Annotated in this window: 19 protein-coding genes; 15 read left to right on the plus strand and 4 right to left on the minus strand. The window is 39.4% G+C overall.

Translation table 11 applies throughout. The annotated features are described in order from the left end of the window. Positions 1 to 44: 44 nt before the first annotated feature. Both AC06G9_RS09210 and AC06G9_RS09215 read left to right on the plus strand, forming a co-directional pair. Positions 45 to 713 (plus strand): hypothetical protein, encoded by a 669-nt coding sequence (locus AC06G9_RS09210; RefSeq protein ID WP_480957970.1) that lies wholly within the window; start codon positions 45 to 47, stop codon positions 711 to 713. A 51-nt stretch (positions 714 to 764) separates the two neighbouring features. Beyond that, positions 765 to 1,391, plus strand: a complete 627-nt coding sequence (locus AC06G9_RS09215) for a hypothetical protein (RefSeq protein ID WP_480957971.1) — start codon at positions 765 to 767, stop codon at positions 1,389 to 1,391. A gap of 595 nt (positions 1,392 to 1,986) precedes the next feature. Here AC06G9_RS09215 and AC06G9_RS09220 read toward each other — a convergent pair. Further along, positions 1,987 to 4,452, minus strand: a complete 2,466-nt coding sequence (locus tag AC06G9_RS09220) for a TonB-dependent receptor domain-containing protein (protein WP_480957972.1) — start codon at positions 4,450 to 4,452, stop codon at positions 1,987 to 1,989. Positions 4,453 to 4,585: 133 nt separating this feature from the next. Here AC06G9_RS09220 and AC06G9_RS09225 point away from each other — a divergent pair, with 133 nt between their 5' ends. From AC06G9_RS09225 to AC06G9_RS09245, 5 genes are all read left to right on the plus strand, one after another. After that, positions 4,586 to 5,242: a histidine kinase gene (locus tag AC06G9_RS09225; protein WP_480957973.1), complete on the plus strand. Its 657-nt coding sequence runs from the start codon at positions 4,586 to 4,588 to the stop codon at positions 5,240 to 5,242. Next, a complete protein-coding gene (locus AC06G9_RS09230; RefSeq protein WP_480957974.1) occupies positions 5,205 to 5,624 on the plus strand; it encodes a LytS family sensor histidine kinase in 420 nt (139 codons plus the stop codon). The genes AC06G9_RS09225 and AC06G9_RS09230 overlap by 38 nt, the downstream gene beginning before the upstream one ends. After that, positions 5,621 to 6,346: a LytR/AlgR family response regulator transcription factor gene (locus tag AC06G9_RS09235; RefSeq protein ID WP_480957975.1), complete on the plus strand. Its 726-nt coding sequence runs from the start codon at positions 5,621 to 5,623 to the stop codon at positions 6,344 to 6,346. The genes AC06G9_RS09230 and AC06G9_RS09235 overlap by 4 nt, the downstream gene beginning before the upstream one ends. Before the next feature lie 424 nt (positions 6,347 to 6,770). Continuing rightward, positions 6,771 to 7,769, plus strand: a complete 999-nt coding sequence (locus AC06G9_RS09240) for a hypothetical protein (RefSeq protein WP_480957976.1) — start codon at positions 6,771 to 6,773, stop codon at positions 7,767 to 7,769. 55 nt (positions 7,770 to 7,824) lie between these two features. Beyond that, complete coding sequence (locus tag AC06G9_RS09245) at positions 7,825 to 8,262, plus strand: TlpA family protein disulfide reductase (RefSeq protein ID WP_480957977.1); 438 nt, start codon at positions 7,825 to 7,827, stop codon at positions 8,260 to 8,262. A gap of 93 nt (positions 8,263 to 8,355) precedes the next feature. On the opposite strand, the gene catA is transcribed toward AC06G9_RS09245, so the two are convergent. Then, positions 8,356 to 9,003 carry a type A chloramphenicol O-acetyltransferase gene (catA, locus tag AC06G9_RS09250; RefSeq protein ID WP_480957978.1) on the minus strand — a complete coding sequence of 216 codons (648 nt, stop codon included), beginning with the start codon at positions 9,001 to 9,003 and terminating at the stop codon, positions 8,356 to 8,358. Between the two features lie 88 nt (positions 9,004 to 9,091). Beyond that, positions 9,092 to 9,358, minus strand: a complete 267-nt coding sequence (locus tag AC06G9_RS09255) for a helix-turn-helix domain-containing protein (RefSeq protein ID WP_293924860.1) — start codon at positions 9,356 to 9,358, stop codon at positions 9,092 to 9,094. Positions 9,359 to 9,435: 77 nt separating this feature from the next. Between AC06G9_RS09255 and dinB the strand changes: the two genes are divergently transcribed. Both dinB and AC06G9_RS09265 read left to right on the plus strand, forming a co-directional pair. After that, a complete protein-coding gene (gene dinB, locus AC06G9_RS09260; RefSeq protein WP_480957979.1) occupies positions 9,436 to 10,584 on the plus strand; it encodes a DNA polymerase IV in 1,149 nt (382 codons plus the stop codon). Between the two features lie 10 nt (positions 10,585 to 10,594). After that, positions 10,595 to 13,639, plus strand: a complete 3,045-nt coding sequence (locus AC06G9_RS09265) for a DNA polymerase III subunit alpha (RefSeq protein WP_480957980.1) — start codon at positions 10,595 to 10,597, stop codon at positions 13,637 to 13,639. Positions 13,640 to 13,654: 15 nt separating this feature from the next. On the opposite strand, the gene AC06G9_RS09270 is transcribed toward AC06G9_RS09265, so the two are convergent. Next, positions 13,655 to 13,903, minus strand: a complete 249-nt coding sequence (locus tag AC06G9_RS09270; RefSeq protein ID WP_094772942.1) for a hypothetical protein — start codon at positions 13,901 to 13,903, stop codon at positions 13,655 to 13,657. Between the two features lie 90 nt (positions 13,904 to 13,993). Between AC06G9_RS09270 and AC06G9_RS09275 the strand changes: the two genes are divergently transcribed. The 6 genes from AC06G9_RS09275 (at position 13,994) to AC06G9_RS09300 (ending at position 23,077) form a co-directional block, all read left to right on the plus strand. Next, on the plus strand, positions 13,994 to 14,581 hold the full coding sequence (locus AC06G9_RS09275) for an RNA polymerase sigma factor (RefSeq protein ID WP_094772941.1): 588 nt from the start codon (positions 13,994 to 13,996) through the stop codon (positions 14,579 to 14,581). 66 nt (positions 14,582 to 14,647) lie between these two features. Next, entirely contained in the window at positions 14,648 to 15,823 is a 1,176-nt protein-coding gene (locus AC06G9_RS09280; protein ID WP_480957981.1) for a FecR family protein, read from the plus strand. A gap of 91 nt (positions 15,824 to 15,914) precedes the next feature. Continuing rightward, on the plus strand, positions 15,915 to 19,283 hold the full coding sequence (locus AC06G9_RS09285) for a SusC/RagA family TonB-linked outer membrane protein (RefSeq protein ID WP_480957982.1): 3,369 nt from the start codon (positions 15,915 to 15,917) through the stop codon (positions 19,281 to 19,283). 28 nt (positions 19,284 to 19,311) lie between these two features. After that, positions 19,312 to 20,805 carry a RagB/SusD family nutrient uptake outer membrane protein gene (locus AC06G9_RS09290; protein ID WP_480957983.1) on the plus strand — a complete coding sequence of 498 codons (1,494 nt, stop codon included), beginning with the start codon at positions 19,312 to 19,314 and terminating at the stop codon, positions 20,803 to 20,805. 12 nt (positions 20,806 to 20,817) lie between these two features. Beyond that, positions 20,818 to 21,624 (plus strand): DUF4843 domain-containing protein, encoded by an 807-nt coding sequence (locus tag AC06G9_RS09295; protein ID WP_480957984.1) that lies wholly within the window; start codon positions 20,818 to 20,820, stop codon positions 21,622 to 21,624. A 19-nt stretch (positions 21,625 to 21,643) separates the two neighbouring features. Beyond that, complete coding sequence (locus AC06G9_RS09300) at positions 21,644 to 23,077, plus strand: PKD-like family lipoprotein (protein WP_480957985.1); 1,434 nt, start codon at positions 21,644 to 21,646, stop codon at positions 23,075 to 23,077. Positions 23,078 to 23,092: the final 15 nt, after the last annotated feature.

The following is a 23,092-nucleotide window of genomic DNA, read 5'->3' on the forward strand; positions in this document are numbered from 1 at the left end:
GGAGGCTATACCATAAACTTAATAAAAAGCAGTGGCTATTTTTTATGATACCCCTATTCTGTTTAAGCTGTGAAAAAGATGAACGCGATGGCGCAACCTGCGAAAAGAATTGCTTTGTTTTTTCGGGTATCGTGGTGGATACTCCTGCAAACAATGCACTTGCTCATGCAGAAGTAGCCTTTTCCTTCATCTATTATAATTCATTCCTTAGACCTTCCATACCTCTAGGAACAATGCGTACAGATGCCAAGGGGAAATATAGTTTTCGATTTGACGGGACGAAATACCTTGCCAGAGAAGGGTATTTTGCGTCCAGTGTAAAAAAAGATGGTTATTATCTGGACGGATATTATCCTGATTCTTTCCATAGAGTGGGAATGTACCAATTGAACGAGCTTCAGTTCGATAAACCGACCAATGAAAGGATATCGCTATTCAAAAGGGCTGAAATGGAGATCCATATTAAAAATATTAAAAAACTGGAACTGACCATGCTGGAGGTATCCTATGGGCCTGAGACCAGAAATATCGGTTTTGTAATAAGCCCCGTAGCGCCTGATCTGGATACAATTGTTAAAGTAACCATACCTGCGGATATTAAATCTTCTGTAAAATGGAAAGGATTTAACAATACAAATCCATTACAATTTGAAAGGTCGGAAACAGTAAGTGCAAAAAGCGGAGAAGTAACGCGATACCAGATTGATTTCTAACATGAGTCCGTTACTGTCGTTGTAAAAAAAATTGAATAACTAGATTTAAATATGCAAAACAAATTACTCACCGGTATCGTATTGACTGCTTTGATATTATCGGGAAGTTTTCTCTATGGCCAAGAGCAACATAGAGGTCGCTACGGTATTGAATTATCTGTCACCCCGCTGTCTGCGGTTAATATTGGTCCATTTCAAAACCTTGTAGGTTCCGGGAGTCACGACAGTAAGCACTATGTTTCGGGACTCGTACGCGGTATATATAAACACGATGAAAGATGGTCGTTTAGTGTGGGGCTAGGGTATTCATACCAGAAAGTGGCAACAACTTCTGCACTCATAAATCCAGATATTGAACAGCATAAATATTTCTCAAGACTTCAGATCTGGGAGGTTCCTTTGGAAGCTCGTTTAGCTTTCTTAAAATATTTTTATGCAAGTGCGGGACCGATGCTGCATGTGCAGCAGAATTCAAACGGTTATGTTGACAAACAGAACGGTCTAGGCATCAATATCGGCGTGGGCACAAGAATTCCTTTGTCTCAAACGATTGCTGTATCATTAGCACCGCATTATAAATTGTATTCGCTAATCCCTTTCCAGGCTGGGAAATATTACGATAGAATACAGACTTTTGGCGTTGAGATCGGAGTGAGCTACAGCTTGTCAAAACATTGAATGGTATAAAAAATAATCCATTTTTATCTTCTTAATGGATTTTCTGCCAATTGAAGAGTTTTTCAAAGTCAAAAGGGCCTAATTTGCATTAGACCCTTTATCTTGACGTTTGGATGTACAGTAACTTTTTTATGTTTCTTATCGTTTCCTCTTTTTTGTTTCATCATCCAAAAGTTTTGGGTGCATTTGGATTTTCTACTGTACTACGTCGATTTATTTTTCTGCTTATTTAAAAGCAGAGCTGCTATAGTTTTCATTTAATAAAACAACTGTCCCTTAAAAAGGTTCATGAAAAAAAATATTTTTACACTTTTTTTATAGGATAATCTAGCTATTTATCATTTTTTTTAAAACATCTAAATCTGCATTATTTGAAGATAATGGTAGATTTTTTATACGCTAAAATTTATTTAGGACATTACTAAGTTAAGTTATATGATTTCAAAAAATGGGTATATAGGCTAGCAAATTTAAAATTTTCAAATCTTTCTTGATAGGCTGTCTTCTTTGTAAGAGTATGGAGCAAATCAACGGTAATGTTTTACTCTTCTGCCGTAAAGAGCATCGCTATCCGATTTCATGTAAACGGCATAATTTATATTTTAGATTCTCCTCCAGATTTTTGATCATCATTTTTGATGTTCGAATCATACTTCCCCTGATTGGAATTGTTCTTGCCAAACTTCCAGGAGAAATTAATGCCAAATGATCGGAATGGAATCGCAAAATTTCCACGTTGTTCATGGAGATCTGTTTTTGCATAAGAACCTAGATTTTTTACCTTTTGAAACGGATCGATCATGGTGAACCCCAAAGTACCTTTCTTGTTTAGTACATCTTTCTTTAAGCCGATATTCCACATGTTAAAAGAAGCATATTGCCCCTGAAATGTGCGCTCCGGAGCATCAAAAAATAAAAAAGACTCGGCTACCAATCCGTTTTTTAGATATGCTGTGGCGCTGATAAAGGTCTTGTAATGGAGGAAAATCTGATTTGACTGCTGCGTCAAATTACCGTATTGATCATTGGGCCGTATATGATAGGTGTATAAGTCGATATTCCCTCTCAAAGTCCATATTTTAAATAAATCTACGGATGCAAAGATATGAGCACCTAAAGATTGCGTTTTACCGATATTCGCAAAAGTCTGTATTACTATCGGTTTGTCTTTGAAAGTTGTATTTCTGTAAATGGATTCGATGACATTATTGTTTCTGCGGTGATATAAAGAAAGATTCAGCATGCTTTTTTTCATATTAAGATGTGCGCTCAATTCCATATTGTGCGATAGTTCGGGCACTAATTGTGGGTTTCCCTGTAATTGATTGACAGGATCTGATTCGTTTCGGAAAGGGTTTAGAAAATACAAACTTGGTCGTTGTATACGTTGATTGTAAGCGATCTTCAAATTTAACTCTTCGGAGGCTTTGTATGATACGACTGTGCTTGGGAGTATATGGTGCTGCTGATCATGGAGGCCGGTTTGATGATCGGTCGCTTTAATTATTGATCCTGTATACTCGTATCTAACGCCGGCTTTAAGATCGGTTTTTGTGTTTAGAGGGATCTGTATGGTCGAATATAGAGCTGCTACATCTTGCTTATAATTGAAATTGTAAGTGCTGTGGCTGACATGTACATAGGCCTGATCTTGTCCAATGGTATCCACTTGAATAATCGAATGAATGTTCCTGAAGATGGCTTTTGTACCCAATTCAAAGGTCGCCTTTTTAAAGGGATGTGTATAATCCAGCTGCATGGTCAGTTCTTTATTCAGGCCTATGTTCATTCCTTTTTCATCAGGACGAAAATCGACCTGCTTGTAGGAAGAGTGATAATTTGTGTTGGCTTTATTTTGAGAGAATTGAGCTGAAATGCTTAATTCTTGGTTTTTCTTATCAAATTTTCGAATGTAATCGGTACTCCAGTCAAATCCTCCGTATCCAACATGACTGTTATTGGTACTGCTGATCGAATCACTTACCTGATATATGTTGTTGAGAAGGTTGTCTGTTTGGATCGTAAGCTGATGTATATTCAAATTGGAAATGAAGAGCTTATTGGAATCAAGTTCATAATCTAACGATAGGCCTCCTCTTAACCCATGCCTTTTGTTGCGACTTTTGATTTCTTGCTCGAGATCGATTTTATTATTCAGAAGTCTTTGATCAAAACTTATCGATGTATTGACGGGCCAGCTCCATGAATTTCCCAAATTTCCATTAATTCCTAATTTGTTCTTTCTGATGCTTATATTTCCATTGAAATTGTTCTGGCGGGTACCCAATCCACCTGAGTATGATCCGTGCACACCTTGCGTATTATTCCGTTTGGTATTGATTATAATTATTCCTGAAGCACCCTCGGCGTCAAATTTTGATGATGGGCTGGTGATCACTTCTATATTTTTTATCTGATCTGCAGGTATCATTTTTAATATATCTGCTACATTATTATTCATGGTTCCTGAAGGTTTACCGTCAATTAATATGCGTACATTTCGATCTCCTTTAAGAGAAACGTTGCCCATTGCATCGACAGATAACAAAGGTACTTTTCGTAATGCATCAGCCGCATTTCCTCCTGACAGGGTAGGGTCAAGTGCGGTATTATAAATAAGCCGATCTGTTTTGATTTGTATGAGCGATGCTTTCCTGTAAATATCGACGTGTTGCAATTGATGATAGGCTGCTGACATGCGGATCGTACCCAGATCAATATCACTGTTGTTGATCGTGACGGGAAGTGTTGTGCTGCTGTTGTAACCCAATGCGCCCACTTTTACAAAATAGTTGCCAGGCTGAAGTTGTAAGATTTTAAAATATCCCGCACCATCGCTGACGACTGTTTTGATTAGTTTGTCATCTGAAGTATCCGCATTATACAAGGAGATGTTTGATGCCGGAATCGTTTTTTCCGTTAGAGAATCCAATACTTTGCCCGAAATATCATGCCCGCCAAACTGTTTTGCTATTTGTCCAGATGAACAGTTAGGCAAGCTTAAAAGTAGGAGTAATATGATGGGCTGGATCATATAAATTACCATTTTTTGTTTCATCATCAATGTTTGCTCAAATGTTCAAACTTTACATGAAACCTTAAATTTTATTACGTGAGCGGGGCAGGAAATGATGTCAAACTGAAATTTACAGATTCACGTAATAATAGCTGCCATTGGTGTAAAAAATTATAAAATGGCTTTTAAATTTTTAAATTTGGATATGACGAAAAGGAGACTTCTAAGCATCGTTTTATTTTTCTGGTTGATTTCATTTTTATACCTCATAATCGGAGCAGTTTTATTTTCAAGATTATCATTTGAAGGGGTGATATTGATTGCTTTTTCGCAGTTACTTTTGCTGGTGGAGATCGTCGTCTGTCTGTTCTATATCTTTCCGAAGTTCTGGCGTTTGAACAAAGCTGTACCTTTAACGGCCAGTATTGTATTATTGCTCCTGACGATTGTATTTTTGAGGTATTCTTTTGAAGAAGTGCTCTTTGTGAAGTATCTCGGATTTAAACTAAATCCTCATCTTGATCCATTTTACTTCCTATATGATAATTTTTATTTTTCATTGCCGGGAGTTTTTATCGCATTGATTGTGTATCTGGCAGCGAAATCCTTTGAGGTTGGAAAAAAGAACAAAGCGCTTGAGGCAGGGATGGAACAGGCTGAATTGAATTTTTTAAAATCACAGCTCAATCCTCATTTTCTATATAATACCTTAAATTATATGTATTCCATAGCATTGCCTTTATCTGAAAATCTGTCAACAGCTATCCTAAAGCTATCGGATACGATGCGGTACACGCTTGCGCAGAACAAAAAGGGATCTACTTCCTCTAAGTGAAGAAGTTGGATTTATTGAAGATTATATTGCCCTGCATAGTATGCAGTTTTACCCTCATTTTTACCATACATTTTCAATTGAGGGCGCCATAGACAAGCTCTTGTTTCCACCATTGTTACTTGCTCCATTTGTCGAGAATGCCATTAAGCATGGTATTACACATGTTGAAAAACAACCTGTTAATATTCGTCTACATGTCACGCCAAAAACACTGGTATTTGAAGTGTCTAATTATATCAATGCACAATTTCGGGAAAAGGGTAGTGGTATCGGAATCGCCAATGTTAAACGGAGGCTCGAAATTCTATACCCAGGACAACACAGTTTAAATATGGAGAAGAATGACCTGGTTTATCGTATATCTTTAATGGTCAAGTTATGATAAAGAGTGGGGCGGATCGTGTGATGTACCGGTGCATAGCATTAGATGATCAAGCGTATGCGACGGGAATTATCGCTGCATACATCGATAAAACAGCTGACTTAAGTTTAATTAAAGCCACGGATGATGCATTCGATGCTTTAAATTTGATCATGAGCGGACAAGTTGATCTTGTTTTTTTAGATATTCAGATGCCGATGATAAACGGTATTCAATTTCTTAAACGCTGCGGAAATAAATGCAGGGTCATTTTAACTACTGCTTATCCGGACTATGCACTGCAGGGCTTTGATCTGGATGTGGTCGACTATCTGCTGAAGCCATTTTCCTATGAGCGTTTTCAAAAAGCTGTTGATAAATTTCGGTTGCTACAAATTGCATCGATGACTTCGCTGGTCGAAAATGAATATTTGTTGCTAAAAGGTGATGCTAAAAACAAGTATTATCAAGTGAAATTTTCAGACATCATGTATATAAAGGGTTTGAATAATTACATATCCGTCTATACCAAAGATCAGCATATCATTACTTATATGAATCTGAAGGAAATCATTAATCTGATTCCTACTCGTCTTTTCTGTAGGGTGCATCGTTCCTATATTGTATCTTTCAAATACGTCAAATTTATAGACGGCAACTGTCTGTTTATCGATGAAGAGAAAATCCCGATCAGTGAAAGCTATAAAGCTATTTTTTATACGAGATTGAAGGATTTTCGATAATTCGCAAATTGCCATTAGTTTCTTTTATATATATCCTTTTGATAAAAAAATATTTGCTTAAAATATCCATTTTAATCGTCTATAATCCACTAAGAAAAGAGTGGATAAATAGGAATAAATATGCCATTGAAAGAAGTATGAATCTATTTTCTATTAATTAGCACCTGCTTCTTTTAATAAGATGTTGTTTTTTATTGAAGTTATATTAATGAAGAGAATAATTTTTATTAGATACAATTTTCCTATATTTAAGATAATTATAAGCCAATCCTATCAATGATGGATCGTACAGGTGAATTTTATATGGGTATATACCAATGTGTTCATCATGAATTATCAATTTTTGGAGCTTATATATTTTATTACCTATAATCTCTTTTTCGGCTACTATTTCTAGTGATCAAAATAGATAAACAAATTTTTCATGGTCAAAATTATTGCATATCTTACTTTGTTTTATTGTTCATTGCAATTAAACGTCTACGCACAGTCTCACTTTTTATCCAGTGGTTATTTATCACTTACAGTAAAGGGAAAACCTTCACTTCTTTTCGATAACATGGAGGTCGGCATGCCGATGATGAGCAATTCTTTATTGAGAGATAAACCGGTCGCATTTACAAAACTCAATGATTCGACATTATATTTATCTGAATACACGTATGGCCCTACTTCGGTTTATTTTAGATTAAATGGCCGCTATATAGCAACTATGCTATTGCCAAATGAGACGAATGTGATTACGGTATCGATGATCGATTCTGTTGATTATGATGTGCAGTTTGAGGGGCGTTATAAGGAAATTTTTGATAATTCGGCTCTACAGGAAGAGTTGATTATGAATCTGTTTTCTTATCCAACTTCTAAGGACGGAAGAAAAGAAGTTCTTAAATCTGCAGATGATTTTAAATGGAAACAACTGGAATCTGTCGCTGAGATGACGTATTCATTAACCCAAGATATTCCGGACGGATTGCTTAAGTCTTATTATACGCACATGATTAATACCTTTAAAGTTCCTAATTTACTATTTAAAGATTATGCCAGCAGTGTACTAGCATACTATAAAAATCGGAACTTGGATCCACAAATTGCGACTGCAATACCGGAGCGAACGTTAACTTATTATGACGGTATCATCACGTTAAACTATACAGATACGCTTACATTACTGCCTTCGGGTTACTTTGATCTTTTGATTGCCATTCAGCAAGATTCGCTATTACAGATCCCGAGTATTACTTCTGTAGGACCAGCGGGCTTTAAAACACGTTTAATTGATTTATTTGGAAAAACTTTTGAACAAGAAGATAACCTATTTTATGATATGATGATGGCGAGTGCTTATGTCCAACAGATAAACGAAGGGTATATATTAACTCCTCAAGAGCTGCATCAGATAGATAGCTCTTTTAAAAAATAAGGAGTTAAGAAATTATATCTACCATCAAAATGAACTGAAAAAATGTAGTAATCGAGTGGGTGATGAACAGGTATTTTTTCTTCCATTTGATAAAAAAAATGAAACGATCGTTGCATCAATTGTCGACAAATATAAAGATAAAGTGATCATCATTGATTTTTGGGCTACTTGGTGTGGTCCCTGCATACAAGCTTTTTCTGAAATGGATCAAGTAAAGAAAAAGTATGCAGCTCGGGAAGATGTCGTATTCGTGTATTTAACGGATGAATCGTCCAATCGTAATGGATTTCAGGAATATAGCAAAATATTAGGTGGAGAACATTTTTACGTGTATAAAAATCAGTTTGCGACAGCATTGGAACAATTTGGGTTTGAATATATTCCCAGTTATTTGGTTTTTGATAAGCGAGGCCATCTCACTCAGAAGAGTACATATCCGAATGATTTGGCAGCCACTGCTACTATGTGGATTGAGCGTGCATTGAATAAATAATCGAGCTCCTAAAAAAATTGAATATGAAGTGTTTTTTGATCTTTTAGCTGTGAGTGTGAAAATTATTTTAAAGATAACTGGACAGGTTCTTTTTTATTTAAGAGTTTGAATGGTTGTACAGGCTTGCTGTAGGGTGTCTATCAATTTGGCAACATGGATTCCATCGCAAATAGCATGGTGTACTTGTATAGCCAAGGGCATCAGGGTTTTACTTCCTTCTGTTTGGTATTTTCCGAAGGTAAAACTAGGTGCAAAATAGTCTGTAAAATCAGCAATGTTGAGGTTGAAACTTTCGAAATGAATCCACGGAAGTGCCGAAATATTAAAATGGTTTTGGGGTGCTTGCTCAGGGAAAAAACTCCTGTTGTTTTCATTTTTTTGAAGGACCTGGTTATAGCTGTCTATAAAATCTATGAAGCTATCGCTGTAGGGGACAGACAGGGCAGAAAAAGTTTCGGTGTCCTGATGAAGGACGGTATAAACCGGGTCGACACGATCCCAAAGGATCAACTCGCCCTCTTTCATGGACATTTTGAAGGCAGGGTGTTGGTTGACGGCTTGTGAGAGCAAATAGATCATCACGGGATAAAATTTAAATCCCGTTTCCTTTACAAAAGGAATGACCTGCGTAATATCTAATTTAACGGTCAAACTGAATCCGCACTTGATCGCATCACGATAAGCATTAAAATGTTCCTTTCTGTTCCACTCTTCTATATTAATGGTTTGGTATGCTGCCATGCTGGTATCGTTTGTTAGTAGGTGTCTTTTTTCATTCACCTCGTTTGTGTTGAGTTATGGGATACAAGTTACAAAAATTAGGACCGATTTAAGTATCTAAGTTTTCTTGTGGCGGTACAGCTTCCTGAGTTTTACATTTTCGCAGATCAGTCGTCAGTAAAAGATCGGTGCTCACTTCAAAGAAGCGGGAGATCCCCAATAGCACATCGAGTGGTGGGGTCGTTTTTCCCATCTCGTATTTTGCGTAAGCGTCTCTCGTAACACCCAGATGATCAGAAATTTTACTTTGCGTGAGGTCAGGTACCTGCATCCGGAGGTATCTGATATTGTCGGACATGATCGAAAGTGTTTTCATTTTGTGAGGATTAATCACATCAAATGTAGGAATAATTGTTAAAAAACTTAGCACTTTTACTAAATAAATTAGTGAAAATGGAAAGGGCAATAGTACATATGGATTTGGATACTTTTTTTGTTTCTTGTGAACGGCTGGTCAATTCGCAGTTTAAGGATATCCCGTTGATTATTGGTGGAGGAGATCGGGGAGTGGTATCTTCCTGTAGTTATGAAGCCAGAACTTTTGGCGTGAGGGCTGCGATGCCTATCAAGATGGCCCTTCGGCTCTGTCCGCAGGCCAGAGTGGTAAAAGGGGATATGGAGCTGTATTCCAGAATGTCCCATACGGTGACAGAAGTGATTGAAGAAAGTGCACCGGTGATGGAAAAAGCGTCTATCGATGAATTCTATCTGGATCTCACAGGTATGGATAAGTTTTTTGGTGCTTATAAATGGACCAATGAGCTGGGGGCTAAAATCGAAAAGGAAACAGGACTGCCTATCAGTTATGCGCTATCGGTCAATAAAACGGTGAGTAAAATCGGTACAGGTGAATCCAAACCGCATGGCCATCGAGAGATCCCATCAATAGGTGTTCATTCTTTTCTTAATCCTTTGTCCATCAAAAAGATGCCCATGGTGGGCAACACTACTTTTCAGCTTTTATCCCGAGTAGGGATACGGACTATAGGTACGCTCTCAGAAATGCCTATAGAGGTGCTGCAGCAGATGATCGGAAAAAATGGTACTGATCTCTGGAAAAAAGCCAATGGGATCGATGAAACTCCGGTAATGCCCTACTCGGAAAGAAAATCCATATCGAAAGAAAGAACGTTCAGTAGTGATACCATGGATATTCGGGCGGTCAAAAGCCTGATCTCCGGTATGGCCGAGCAACTGGCCTACCAGCTCCGTCAGGAAAAATGGCTGACTTCCACTGTAGTGATCAAGATCAGGTATTCCAATTTTGATACAGAAACCAAGCAATGCCGCGTGACCTATACGGCTGCGGATCATACTTTGGCACGGGTAGCACTCGAACTTTTTGATAAAATTTATACCAGACGGATGCGTCTTCGACTGATCGGACTGCGGTTTACAGATCTGGTGCATGGGAGTTATCAAATGAATCTGTTTGAAGATAATGCGCAGCTGATCAATCTGTATCAGGCGATGGATGCCATTAAAATGCGCTATGGAAATGACGCGATCGGCCGGGCCGTAGGATTTAATTTTTCCACTTAACGCCGCAAATATGTATCTGAACTGCCATTCCTTCCATAGTCTTCGGTATGGAACGCTTTCCATAGACGATCTGGTGTCTCAAGCGGAAGCTTTGGGAATAAAAGAACTTGTCTTGACGGATATCAACACGGTCACAGGCATCTATGAATTTAAAAAAAAATGTGAAGAAAAGCAGATCAAACCAATTGCCGGAGTGGAAGTCCGAAAAGGAAACGAGTTGCTGTATATCGCCATTGCCAAATCGTTTAGTGGTCTTGGCGAGGTCAATCGGATGTTGACAGCTTATCATTGCGATGGTATAGATCTGCCTGCCCAACCTGATTTTACAAATTGTTTTGTGATCTATCCCTTGAGTAATATCCCTAAAAAGCTTCATGCGCATGAATATATTGGGATTCGGGAGCATGAACTCAATAGCTTGTTTCGTCAGGAATATCAGGTGCTGATCTCCAAGATGGTCATATTGAACCCGGTGACTTTCACAACCAAGAAGGAATTTAATTTGCACCGGATCCTGCGCGCCATTGACAACAATATGTTGCTCTCTAAATTGCCGGAAAGTGAAATCTGCCTTCAATCTGAATATTTCAGGTCTCCGCAATCCATCGTAGATGCTTACCGTCATTATCCGCAGATCATGGAGAACACCAAACAGATCCTATTGACCTGCAGCTTCGATTTTGAATTTGCAACTCCAAGAAATAAAATACACTATACGGGTTCAAAAGAGCGAGATATCATGCTGTTGACCAGATTGGCCTATGCGGGAATGGAACGGCGCTATGGCAAGAATCATGAACAGGCCAAACAGCGAGTCGAAAAAGAACTGAAGGTGATCGATGAACTTCATTTTAGCGGGTATTTCCTGATCACCTGGGACATCATCCGGTATAGCAACAGCATGGGATTTATGCACGTGGGGCGGGGAAGTGGTGCCAATAGTATCGTGGCTTACTGCTTGGGGATCACGGATATCTGCCCTTTGGAACTGGATCTTTACTTTGAACGGTTCCTCAATTTAAATCGTAAAAGTCCCCCTGATTTTGACCTGGACTGGAGCTGGCAGGAGCGGGATATCATATTGGAATATATCTTTGACCGTTATGGCAAAAACCATGTTGCCTTTTGTGGTACCAATGTCGAATTTAAGTACCGTTCCATCATCCGAGAAGTGGGAAAGGTATTTGGTCTGCCCAAAGAGGAACTGGATGCACTGACCAAGAATCCGGAGCAGGTTTTTAAAGATCAGGTTATTCAGAAAGTACAGGAGTATGGAAAGTTATTGGAAAAATTTCCCAACCAACGTTCTATGCACAGTTGCGGCATCATCATCTCCGAAGAACCGCTCACCAATTTTACTGCACTTGAAATGCCTCCCAAGGGTTTTGCGATTGTGCAGTGGGACATGCATGTGGCGGAAGATATCGGATTTGAGAAATTTGATATTCTGTCCCAGCGGGGGCTTGGAACGATCAATGATACGGTCAAACTATTGGAAGAAAAACGGGGGATCAAAATCAATATCAAGGATACCACGCTCTCCAAGGATGAAGCGCGATGTAATGAGTTTTTAAGTCAGGGTAGAACAATTGGTTGTTTTTATATTGAAAGTCCGGCCATGCGCGGTTTGCTGCGCCGATTGAAGTGTGATAACTATCAGGTACTGGTCGCTGCCTCTTCCATTATCCGGCCTGGTGTAGCCCAGTCTGGGATGATGCGCGAATATATTTTCAGGCATAATAACCCGGATAAGTTTGAATATTTTCATCCCATATTTGAAGAGCAACTGGGCGAAACCTACGGGATCATGGTGTATCAGGAGGATGTGATCCGTATTGCGCTCCACTATGGAGGTGTGTCCGCTGCGGATGGCGATATCCTGCGCAGAGCGATGAGCGGAAAAGGGCGGTCGCGTGCGGCACTCCAAAAAGTAAAGGATGATTTCTTTGCGTCTTGCAGGCAGCAGGGGCATCCCGAAGAACTGAGTACAGAAATCTACCGGCAGATCGAATCCTTTGCGGGATACTCTTTCTGTAAAGCACACTCCGCTTCTTATGCGGTCGAAAGCTATCAGAGCCTGTATCTGAAAGTCCACTATCCCTTGGAATTTATGGTCTCGGTCATCAATAATATGGGCGGATTTTATAGAACCGAAGTGTATATCCATGAGGCCCGTATGTCTGGCGCTCAGATCTTGAACCCTTGTGTCAATAAGAGTGAGCGGCAGACCACGATCTATGGCGATGAGGTGTATCTGGGATTTATGCATCTGGAGAAAGTGGAATCCAAACTCGGGAAACTGATTCCTGAGGAAAGAAGAAGAAATGGTGCCTATAAATCTTTGGAAGACTTTATCAAACGGATCCCGATTGGAATAGAGACCTTACAGATCCTGATCTTTATTGGTGCGTTTCGTTTTACGGGCGTAGCCAAGAATGAATTGCTCCTAAAATCAAGGGTGCTGCTTGGTGATTTTAAACCTGGGCGTAGGGCGGCAACTTTGTTTGAAGAGCCCGTCAAGGAATTTAAGTTTCCGGAATTAAAACGGAACCTTTTTGAAGATGCTTTTGACGAAATTGAGATCTTAAGTTTTCCGGTTTCCTGCAGCCCCTTTGATCTGCTGCAGACCAAATATCGGGGATCGGTCATGGCCAAAGAACTTCTGCAGTATCATAAAAAACAGGTCAAGATGCTCGCCTATCTGATTTCACGCAAGCATGTGCCTACAAAAAGGGGTATTATGTATTTCGGAACTTGGGTGGATGCAAATGGCGATTATTTTGATACGGCCCATTTTCCAGATTGTCTGGAAAGGTATCCGTTTCAGGGAGGAGGATGCTATTTGCTGTTGGGGACGGTAGAAGTGGACTTTCATTTTCCAACGATTACGATTGCAAAAATGGCGAAAATGCCTTTTATTCCTGATCCCCGCTATACACATGATGAAGAGAAAAAATTCGAAACACAGGAGCGGATGAAAGAAGATGTCAGCATGACGCATCGCCAGCCGTATCCACAGGAACATGAGATCGGTCTACCCAGAATGAAATTGTAGTTGCCAGCAAAGAGGTCAGAAAATATACTTTTCAGATTGGGCATTTATATCGTTTTTTTGCATGTTCTTTTCGATGGTATTCCATTCCATATATTCAAAATGAACAGCGTTTACTAAATAGTTCTTCCATCGCCAAAAGCATAGTGGATTAATTCTGTAGAGACGATATACCTGTTGATTCTTTTTCTCTGGATGGGTGTCTGCTATGTATTGATCAATTGCCCACTGACTAATAGATGGAGATTTAAAACTGAAGATTGTCATCTCTGATTGTTTTATCCATCTATTTTACTAAAATTTTATCTATATATTTGAATTTTAAAATAGCTACCTGACCTGAAAATAAATTGATGAATGGAATATACGGGCGAAAAAGAATTGCTTGAAGACTTCTCCACAGGAAAAGAAGAAGCATGTGCGTATCTATATCATCGCTATTTTGCTCGAATCTGTTTGTTTGCATCAAGTTTTGTCGATGAGACCAAAGAATCAGAAGATATAGCGGAGGAAAGTTTTATCCGATTGTGGCAAAGTAAGCGCAATTTTGAAAGTTTACATCACCTGAAAGCAGCTTTGTATCAAACTGCTCGTCGTCTGGGTATCAATTACCAAACTTCGCGGCAAAGAAGAATAAATCGTGTGGATGCTTATGTCCGTCTACAGGATCACGATCAATCCAATCAACTCCAAGAGATCGTCTACACTGAAACAATGGCAGAGCTATATGACGCTCTTAAAAAACTCCCTCCTAAAGCACGTGAAATCGTGGAGCTGACTTATTTGGAGGGATATAGCAATCAGGAAGTGGCTGAATTGTTACATATCAGTATACAAACTGTTAAAAATCAAAAACTGCGTGCCCTCAGTTTATTAAGAAAATGGTTAAGCCGCGATTCTTTTCATTACCTGGTGTCCATCGTATTCTTTTCTTCAAAAATTTAATTTTTTTTGAATCTTCTTTAGTACTTTTTTACTTCGGTGCGGTATCTACAATTGAAACAAGATATCATGAACCTAAAAGAAGAAGAATTATTGATTCGTATTAGCAGCCTCATTGTTCAAGAAATGAAGGGTGAACAGCGTGCTGAAGACCGTTTGCTTTTAAAAAAATGGTTGAGTGAGTCTCAAGAGAATCAAGCGGTTTACAAACGTTGCTTTGATCAAGTCATGCAAAAAAAGTCTTTTGAAAGTTTACAGGAATTTGAAAAAAACAGAGATTTTGAGAAGATACGAGCAAAATTATTTACAACACCTGTACCTCAACAACTATTTTCTTTTAAACGGATGCTTCCGTTTGTTGCCGCTGCTTGTATAATCATCGCTTTGGGAGGGGTGTGGTACTATAACCAGACCAACAGCTCTATTCCTTCGGCAATCCAGCTATCTCAAATGGATAGGCTGCCTGCTCAAAACCGCGCTACTGTTACTTTTTCGGATGGACGACAATTTCAGCTCAATGAACATGAAAGCCAGGTCCATATGGACAAAAAAGGAGTTCATTATGATGATGGGAGCGCTGTGGCGGAGACACAATCTGCTCAATTTGCAACCATTGAAACGCCTAGAGGAGGTGTTTATGATGTGATATTGCCTGATGGTACGCGTGTCAAGTTAAATGCGGCGACAACACTTCGTTATCCTACGGTATTTGCAGCGGATAAACGTGAAGTACGTGTAGATGGTGAAGCCTATTTTGAGGTTGCCAAGCGCAAAAATCAGCCCTTTATTGTTGAAACTGCAAATCAGCAGGTGTCTGTATTGGGGACACATTTTAATGTGAACACCTATGGTAACAAGAGTGAGATGAAAACAACGCTACTGAAAGGTAAAGTACAGGTGAAGGAATTAACCAGTGGAAAGCATCTCATCCTATTGCCAGGTTACCAGTCTTTTGTCAATAAAGGTAAGCTAACCAGTCGTGCTGTCGATGTGAACCAGGAACTCGCTTGGGTAGATGGCCGATTTAATTTTGATGGAAAGTCTCTCTTTGAAGTCATGGACGATTTGTCTCGGTGGTATAATGTGGATGTCGAGTACAGGGGCGAGATACCTGATGTTGAGTTTTTCGGTGGAACGTACCGCACTAGTAAACTGAGTACCATATTAAAGATCTTAAAGGACCAGAATTTACATTACCATTTTACAGCAAATGGAAAATTAATTATTGAAAAGAACGGATATTAAAAAGAAAGGAGGACTAATAGAAACGACTTAACACGAAAACCTATATGAACTTTATTGGACCTCGTCCGACAAACTAACCTAAACATTATTAATGAAAAGAAATTCTTACTCTGTAAATGTGACAAAGCCATTGTCACTGTTTTTTGTTGTGCTTCTATTTTTCATATGTCAAAAGCTGAATGCGCAAACCATTACCTATTCGGGTCGCGATGTGGCACTTACAGAAGTATTGCAGGCGATCAAGAAACAGACTAATTATGAGTACATGGGCGCTAAAAAATTACTTGATAGGGCAAAGCCGATAACCGTGAAAGTCGAAAAGGTGACCCTTAAGTTTTTTCTTGATCAGATTTTAAAGGATCAGGATATGAGCTATACGATTGATTCAAAAACAATATTTTTGGAACAACGATCGCCTAATACCAATCAAAAAACTGCTCCGACGGTTAAAAAACCTTCACAGCGAGAGATCAAAGTTAGCGTAGTGGGCAAAGATCAAAATCCCTTAAACGGGGTCACCGTGCTTCAGGACGGCAGACCGATCGCGATTTCAGATCAAGATGGACGATTTTTCTTGGCTACAGCAAAAGGTACATTGACCATGACTATGGTGGGATATCGAACTTACGTCCTTAAATTATTGGATGATAAATTTGATTATTCCATCCGAATGGAGGAAGAGGCTAATGCGCTTGATCAGGTTGTTGTAACGGGCTACCAAGTCATCAAGAAAGATTCTTATACGGGTACAGCTGTTACCAAAAGCGGAGAAGAGCTGCGCCAGGTGAATCCACAAAATGTGCTCCAAGCGATGCAAGTATTTGATCCATCATTCAAATTGCTCGATAATAATCTCGCGGGTTCTAATCCCAATGCACTTCCAAATATCAATGTCAGAGGATCTTCTTCTTTGCCTAGTGGCAATAATGAAGTACTGAGACGTGATCATATTACCACTTCGATCAATATGCCTGCTTTTATTATGGATGGCTTTGAAGTCAGTGTCCAAAAAGTACTGGACTTGGATATGACTCGTATTGAGAGTGTCACTATTTTAAAAGATGCTGCTGCAACAGCTATTTATGGATCACGGGCTGCCAATGGGGTCATGGTCATCACGACAAAATCGCCTAAAGATGGGAAGCTGCAGATGACTTATACACACGAAAGCAATGTCAACGTGCCTGATCTGTCTGGATATAAAGTTTTAAATGCACCAAATAAATTGGCCTATGAGAAATTGGCGGGGTTATATGATGCCGATATACAAAGACAGTCTCAAGATGTACTTGACGAATTGTATTACGGCAAATTGGCCAATGTGTTAGGCGGAGTAGACACGTACTGGCTCTCTCAGCCTGTGCGAACTGCTGTTGGGCAAAAGCATGGTCTGTACATCCAGGGAGGTGCAGAAACATTCAGATATGGAATGGACCTGCGATACCAGACGCGTCCTGGAGTGATGAAAGGGTCTGGTAGAAACCAATATTCAGGAGGTCTGAATTTCAGCTACAATCTTCGTAATAAAGTTCGCTTTCAAAATGAATTATCAGTGACCATTGTAAATGGTACGGAATCGCCATATGGTAATTTCTCAGACTATGTGCTGATGAATCCATATTATCGGATGAAAGACGATAATGGTAATATTCTTCAGGAAATTGATGTTTGGACCAGGGTCGCCAACTCTGGATCAAGCCAAAGGGAGCATGTATTGAACCCACTTTATAATGCTACTTTAAGTAGCTTCAATAAATTAGGCTATACCGAACTATTAGATAACCTATCTGCAGACTTAGATCTAGGCAATGGTTTGCGATTACGTGGACAAGTAAGCTTACTGAAGAGACTAAACAATAATGACAACTTCCGTTCGCCTTTGGCGAATGACTTTTTTTATTACCCGACAAGTCAAACAGATTTGAAAGGGAGTTATACCAGTTATACGAATAATGAACTGTACTGGGATGCCAATGTACGGGCAAATTGGATGCGGACAATCGAAAAGCATAATTTCAATCTTGTCGCGGGAACAAATATCAGAACGGAAAGTTATGATGAACGTTCTTTTACAGCGATCGGTTTTCCTAATGATCGTTTTACAAGTGTCGGTTTTGCCAAGGGGTATGCCGAGAATGCAAGTCCGGCAAGTAGTTTAAGCGCTTCCAGATTATTTGGTGCATTCTTAAGTTCAAATTATTCGTTTGACAATAGATTTCTTTTTGATGCCACATTGCGGATCGATGGTTCATCTAAATTTGGCGCTAATAAGCGCTCGGCTCCATTTTGGTCAACAGGTATTGGTTGGAATATACACCAAGAATCGTGGTTCGATAATGAGTCTATTAGCCAGTTACGTGTGCGGGCAACGATCGGATTGACAGGTTCTGTACAGTTTGATCCGTACATGTCAAGGACAACTTATAATTATGATAAAAGTAACTGGTATTCGTCGGGTCTAGGAAGTACAGTTAGGAATTATGGTAATGAGAATTTGACCTGGCAGAAGACCCAAAGTACAGATATAGGCATCGATCTAGGCTTGTGGAACGATCGATTGACATTGTCGCCAAGATATTATCATAAGATAACACGTGATATTTTGGCCGACATCAATTTGGCTCCGTCTACCGGATTTATTTCTTATAAAGAAAATCTAGGAGATATGGAAAACAAAGGATTTGAGCTGAATGCAAATTGGATACCCATCCGCAACTCAAATTGGACACTAAGTTTGCTAGCTAATCTAGTCCGTAACGAAAATAAGATCATCCGGATTTCCAATGCACTTAAAAGTTATAACGAACGGGTCGATGAGGCACAGCAAGGGAGTGATCTGATGGCTGTTCCTCTGTTGCGGTACAAGGAAGGACAATCGTTAGATGCCATTTATGCTGTGCCATCGTTAGGCATTGATCCTGAAAATGGAAAGGAAGTATTCCTTAAAAAAGATGGAACATTGTCTTATGATTGGGATGCGAAGGATATCGATGTCGTGGCGGTGGCAACTCCTAAAATGGAAGGATTTTTGGGCGGAACACTGCGTTACAAGCAATTGATGATGGTGGCATATTTTCAAACGCGATTGGGAGGAAAGACCTATAATCAAACTTTGGTAGATCGGGTGGAAAATGCAGACCCAAGATATAATGTGGATAGCCGCGTCTTGGAAGAGAAATGGAAAAACCCGGGTGATGTGTCTTTCTATAAGAGTATTCAAGACCTTGGACTAACCCGTGTCTCTTCGCGATTTATAATGCCAGATCGTTTACTTGCGCTTCAGTCGCTTAATATTTCATACGATGCTGGAAAGGCTTTTACAAAAAAATTAGCACTGTCAAGCTTAAGGATGGGGGTAGTCGCAAATGATATCTTTCGTTGGTCATCGGTCAAGCAAGAACGTGGGATCAATTATCCTTTCGCGCGGAGTATCTCTTTTACCCTTCAGGCGGGTTTATAAATTTCTAATGACTTATACTAATTGACGAATGAAAAAGATTTATATCATATTAATATTTATATCCAATCTTGGGTTCCTCTCTTGTTCGAAATGGCTCGATATACAACCCGAAAGTGATGTGGATAAAAACATCCTTTTCTCGACAGAAGATGGTTTTAAAGAAGCGCTTATAGGTGTGTACACCAGATCTGCGAAAAGTGATCTCTATGGTAAAGAGATGACCATTGGTACCGCTGAGGTATTGGTTCAGAACTACAGCATTGCGAGCAATGATCCGTTACGATATCTCCAAACTAAAAACTTCAGGTACAACGATGCGAATTTTATCGCGCGCAAGGATAATGTGTGGAAAGGCCTATATAATGGAATTGCTAATGCAAATTTGATCCTAGGCGAAATCGATAAAAAGCAAAATCTGTTTATCGGTCATAACTATCCATTGATCAAAGGAGAGGCATTGGCCTTGAGAGCTTATCTGCATTTTGATGCGCTTAGATTATTTGCTACTGCACCAATTGTCCGTGACCAAGCGGATGCTATACCTTACGTCACAACTTACTCCAACAAATCAACAAAATTGTCTTCTGTATCTCAAGCTCTGGACTCGGTCATTCGAGATTTGGAACAAGCGAAAGAATTGCTGAAAATAGACCCTATACGTCAAAAATCATATGTCATTGGCTATCCGACAAGTACAGATACCGTACAAAATTCGGAACTCCAAGATCCAAACCTTTTCTTACAAAATAGGAGGCATAGACTGAATTATTTTGCTGTATGTGGGTTGCTGGCTCGCGTTAATTTGTACAAAGGTGACCAAATAAAGGCATTAGCATATGCCAAGGAAATTATAGCAGCCAAAAAATTCCCTTGGACAAATCGGACAGATTTTTTGGCCGTGGATGCGGATAAAAAGGATCGTATCCTCTACAAAGAGTTACTTTTTGCTTGGTATATTCCTGCGATGAGCAACACCTTTAATAATGAATGGTTTACTGATGGGAACTCGGGTATGTACTTGGATCAAGAGGAAGCTAAGGTCATCTATGATGTAGGTGGGGCGGGAGGTAGTGATATGCGGTACACCCAATGGTTTGGAAGCACAGGCATGGGTACCGGTTTTATATCTTCTTTGCTTAAATATAGAAGAAATGTGTTCAGTGAGAGCTTTTCTGCCAACTTGCATTACTTGGTTGCTCCAGCCATTAGATTAAGTGAAATGTATTATATCGCTGCTGAATGCACATTTGATACAGACCCTGCTCAAGCGCTCACCTATTTAGATGAGGTCAGGCTGAACCGTGGCATAGGACAAAAGCTGGAAATGATGAATCAGACCGCTTTTCGGCAGGTGCTGATCAAGGAATATCGTAAGGAAATGTATGCCGAAGGGCAGACCTTTTTTGTATATAAACGGCTAAATCAACCGATAATTGGTCAACAAGGTGCTATAATACCTGTCAGCCAGCAGGTGTTTGCATGGCCGCTTCCTGACGATGAAATAATTTATGGACAACGATAAATGTATATCCACATGAAATATGCTACTTATGTAATCATGTCTTTGGGCATGTGCCTGTTCTTTTCTTGTAAAAAAGAATCTTTAATGCGTTATGAACGTCAGGCAAATATATATTTTGATTTGACTGCTGCAGATCGGGATAGTATCGTGTATACCTTTGCCTACGATATGACCAAGGCGGTGGATACGGTGTTTCTACCAGTCAAATTGATGGGTTACCGGGATGAAAAATCACGAAGCTTCCAGGCGTATATAGAAAAGGATTCCTCAACAGCTCAAGCGGAGATTCATTACGACAAATTGAAGGCAGACTATCCGCTTATGGAAGGAGCGGGACAAACTTTTTTACCTATTATCATTCATAACGTCAAGGACCTGGAAACACGTGCTGTGTCTTTAATCATCAAACTTCAAGAAAGTCCTGATTTTGGAATTGAAAATAAGGACCTGATTCGTGCCCGGATCATCCTCTCTGCACAATTGGAACAGCCCCAATGGTGGTCCATGTGGTTGGACAATTATTCGAGGGTAAAACATCAGTTATTTTTGCTTGTTACGGCGCAGCGGACATTATCCATGCAGGGGCTAGATGCACCAAAAAATCTTTATTTCGCAAATCTATTGCTGATGATGTTAAATGACCCATTTAAATGGATTAAGGATCATCCGGAAAAGGACTATAAACTGGAGTCCAATGATGGCGGACAGACTTATCTCTTTTATCATGTGGATAATCCAAATCGCACGATATTGCTAAGGAAAAATACAGGTTCTGGAAAATATTTCTTTATTGATGAAACAGGAAAGGAGGTGAGATAATATGGGTAAAAAATTTTTTATGAAAAAGGAGATCTTCGTATCTGTTTTTATTTACATGATCATAGCAACTTTATGCAGCTGCTATAAAGATAAAGGAAACTACGCCATAGAAATGCCTGAAGAACCTCAAATTACGGGGCTAGACACCTTGTATGAGGCTTCTGTAGGCGACAGTTTGATCATAACTCCAACAATATCTGGAATTGATCCTGCTTCGATACAGTGCAACTGGCGAATTGATGTCCCAGAAGCAACTAAACCTGAGACTAATCATTACGAGGGTAAAGATCTACGTATCGCTTTTGGTTTGGAAGCAAAGCGATATCGAGCAAGACTTACCGTTACAAACAAGGCAAATGGGATGAAATATTTCTATAATTTTCATATCCAGGGGATGACCGCATTTTCGAGAGGATCATTGGTGCTGTCGGTCGATAATGGTATTAGTAAGCTCTCTTTTATAAAACCTGATCATTCGGTTCAGGCTAATATTTATGAGATCATTAATGGTGAAAATCTTCCGGGTAATCCATTACATATCCACTATGTCAAGAATCAGTTTACAGGAAACACGCCGTTAGGATATTGGATTATTTCAAAAAATGGTGGGGTTCGACTGGATGTGAATAATCTGAAGAAGGAGACCTTGAAACCAGGGACATTGTATGACAACTTTTTCTTAGCACCTCCACGTATCGATGTCGGAAGTTTACAAACTTATCCCCAGGGGACATTATTGGGTGTGATCAATGGTAAATTTTATGCTGGAGCAACGACTACATGGGACCAATCGGTAACGTATGGTATGTTTGGAACATTTGCCGATGGCGATTATGAGTTGTCACCTCAATTTGTCCTGTCATCGGTAGACAATAATTTCAGCATTATCGGTTTTGAGAAAATTAAAAAACAATTTATACGGATTAATATGTATGGTTCACCCATGTATTTTGGCACACAATATACGAGCGTGAATCCAGAAATATTTGATCCTACCCGTGTGGGGATGGATCTGTTGCATATGGTTCAGATCAATAATAAGGACACTTATGCTTTTGTGAAAGATGATGCAGGAAAAGTTTATGAACTGAAGTTTACGGCTAATTTTAACGGGCCATTTTTAGTTACCGCAAATCATAAAAAGCTCTTTGTACATCAGGAGTGGATCAATGCTGATACTAAAATGGTGGCAAGCCGGATTGGATATATTTATGTGGGTTATCAAAACAAAGTGTTCCGTTATAATCCGCTCAATCAACAGGTGCAGGAATTAAAAGTTAATATACAGTCGCCTGTTAGTTTATTGAAATTGGACGATGACGAAAATACACTTATAGTAGGTGCTGGGGGCTCACTTTATTATCTGGATATTCAGGTGGGTAAAGATGGACAGCTCCTCAATAAAATTGATGGAATACCTGGTGAAGTGGTAGACCTGACCTGGAGAAAATAAGTAATACACGATAGC

This window comes from Sphingobacterium sp. MAE, assembly GCF_056711605.1.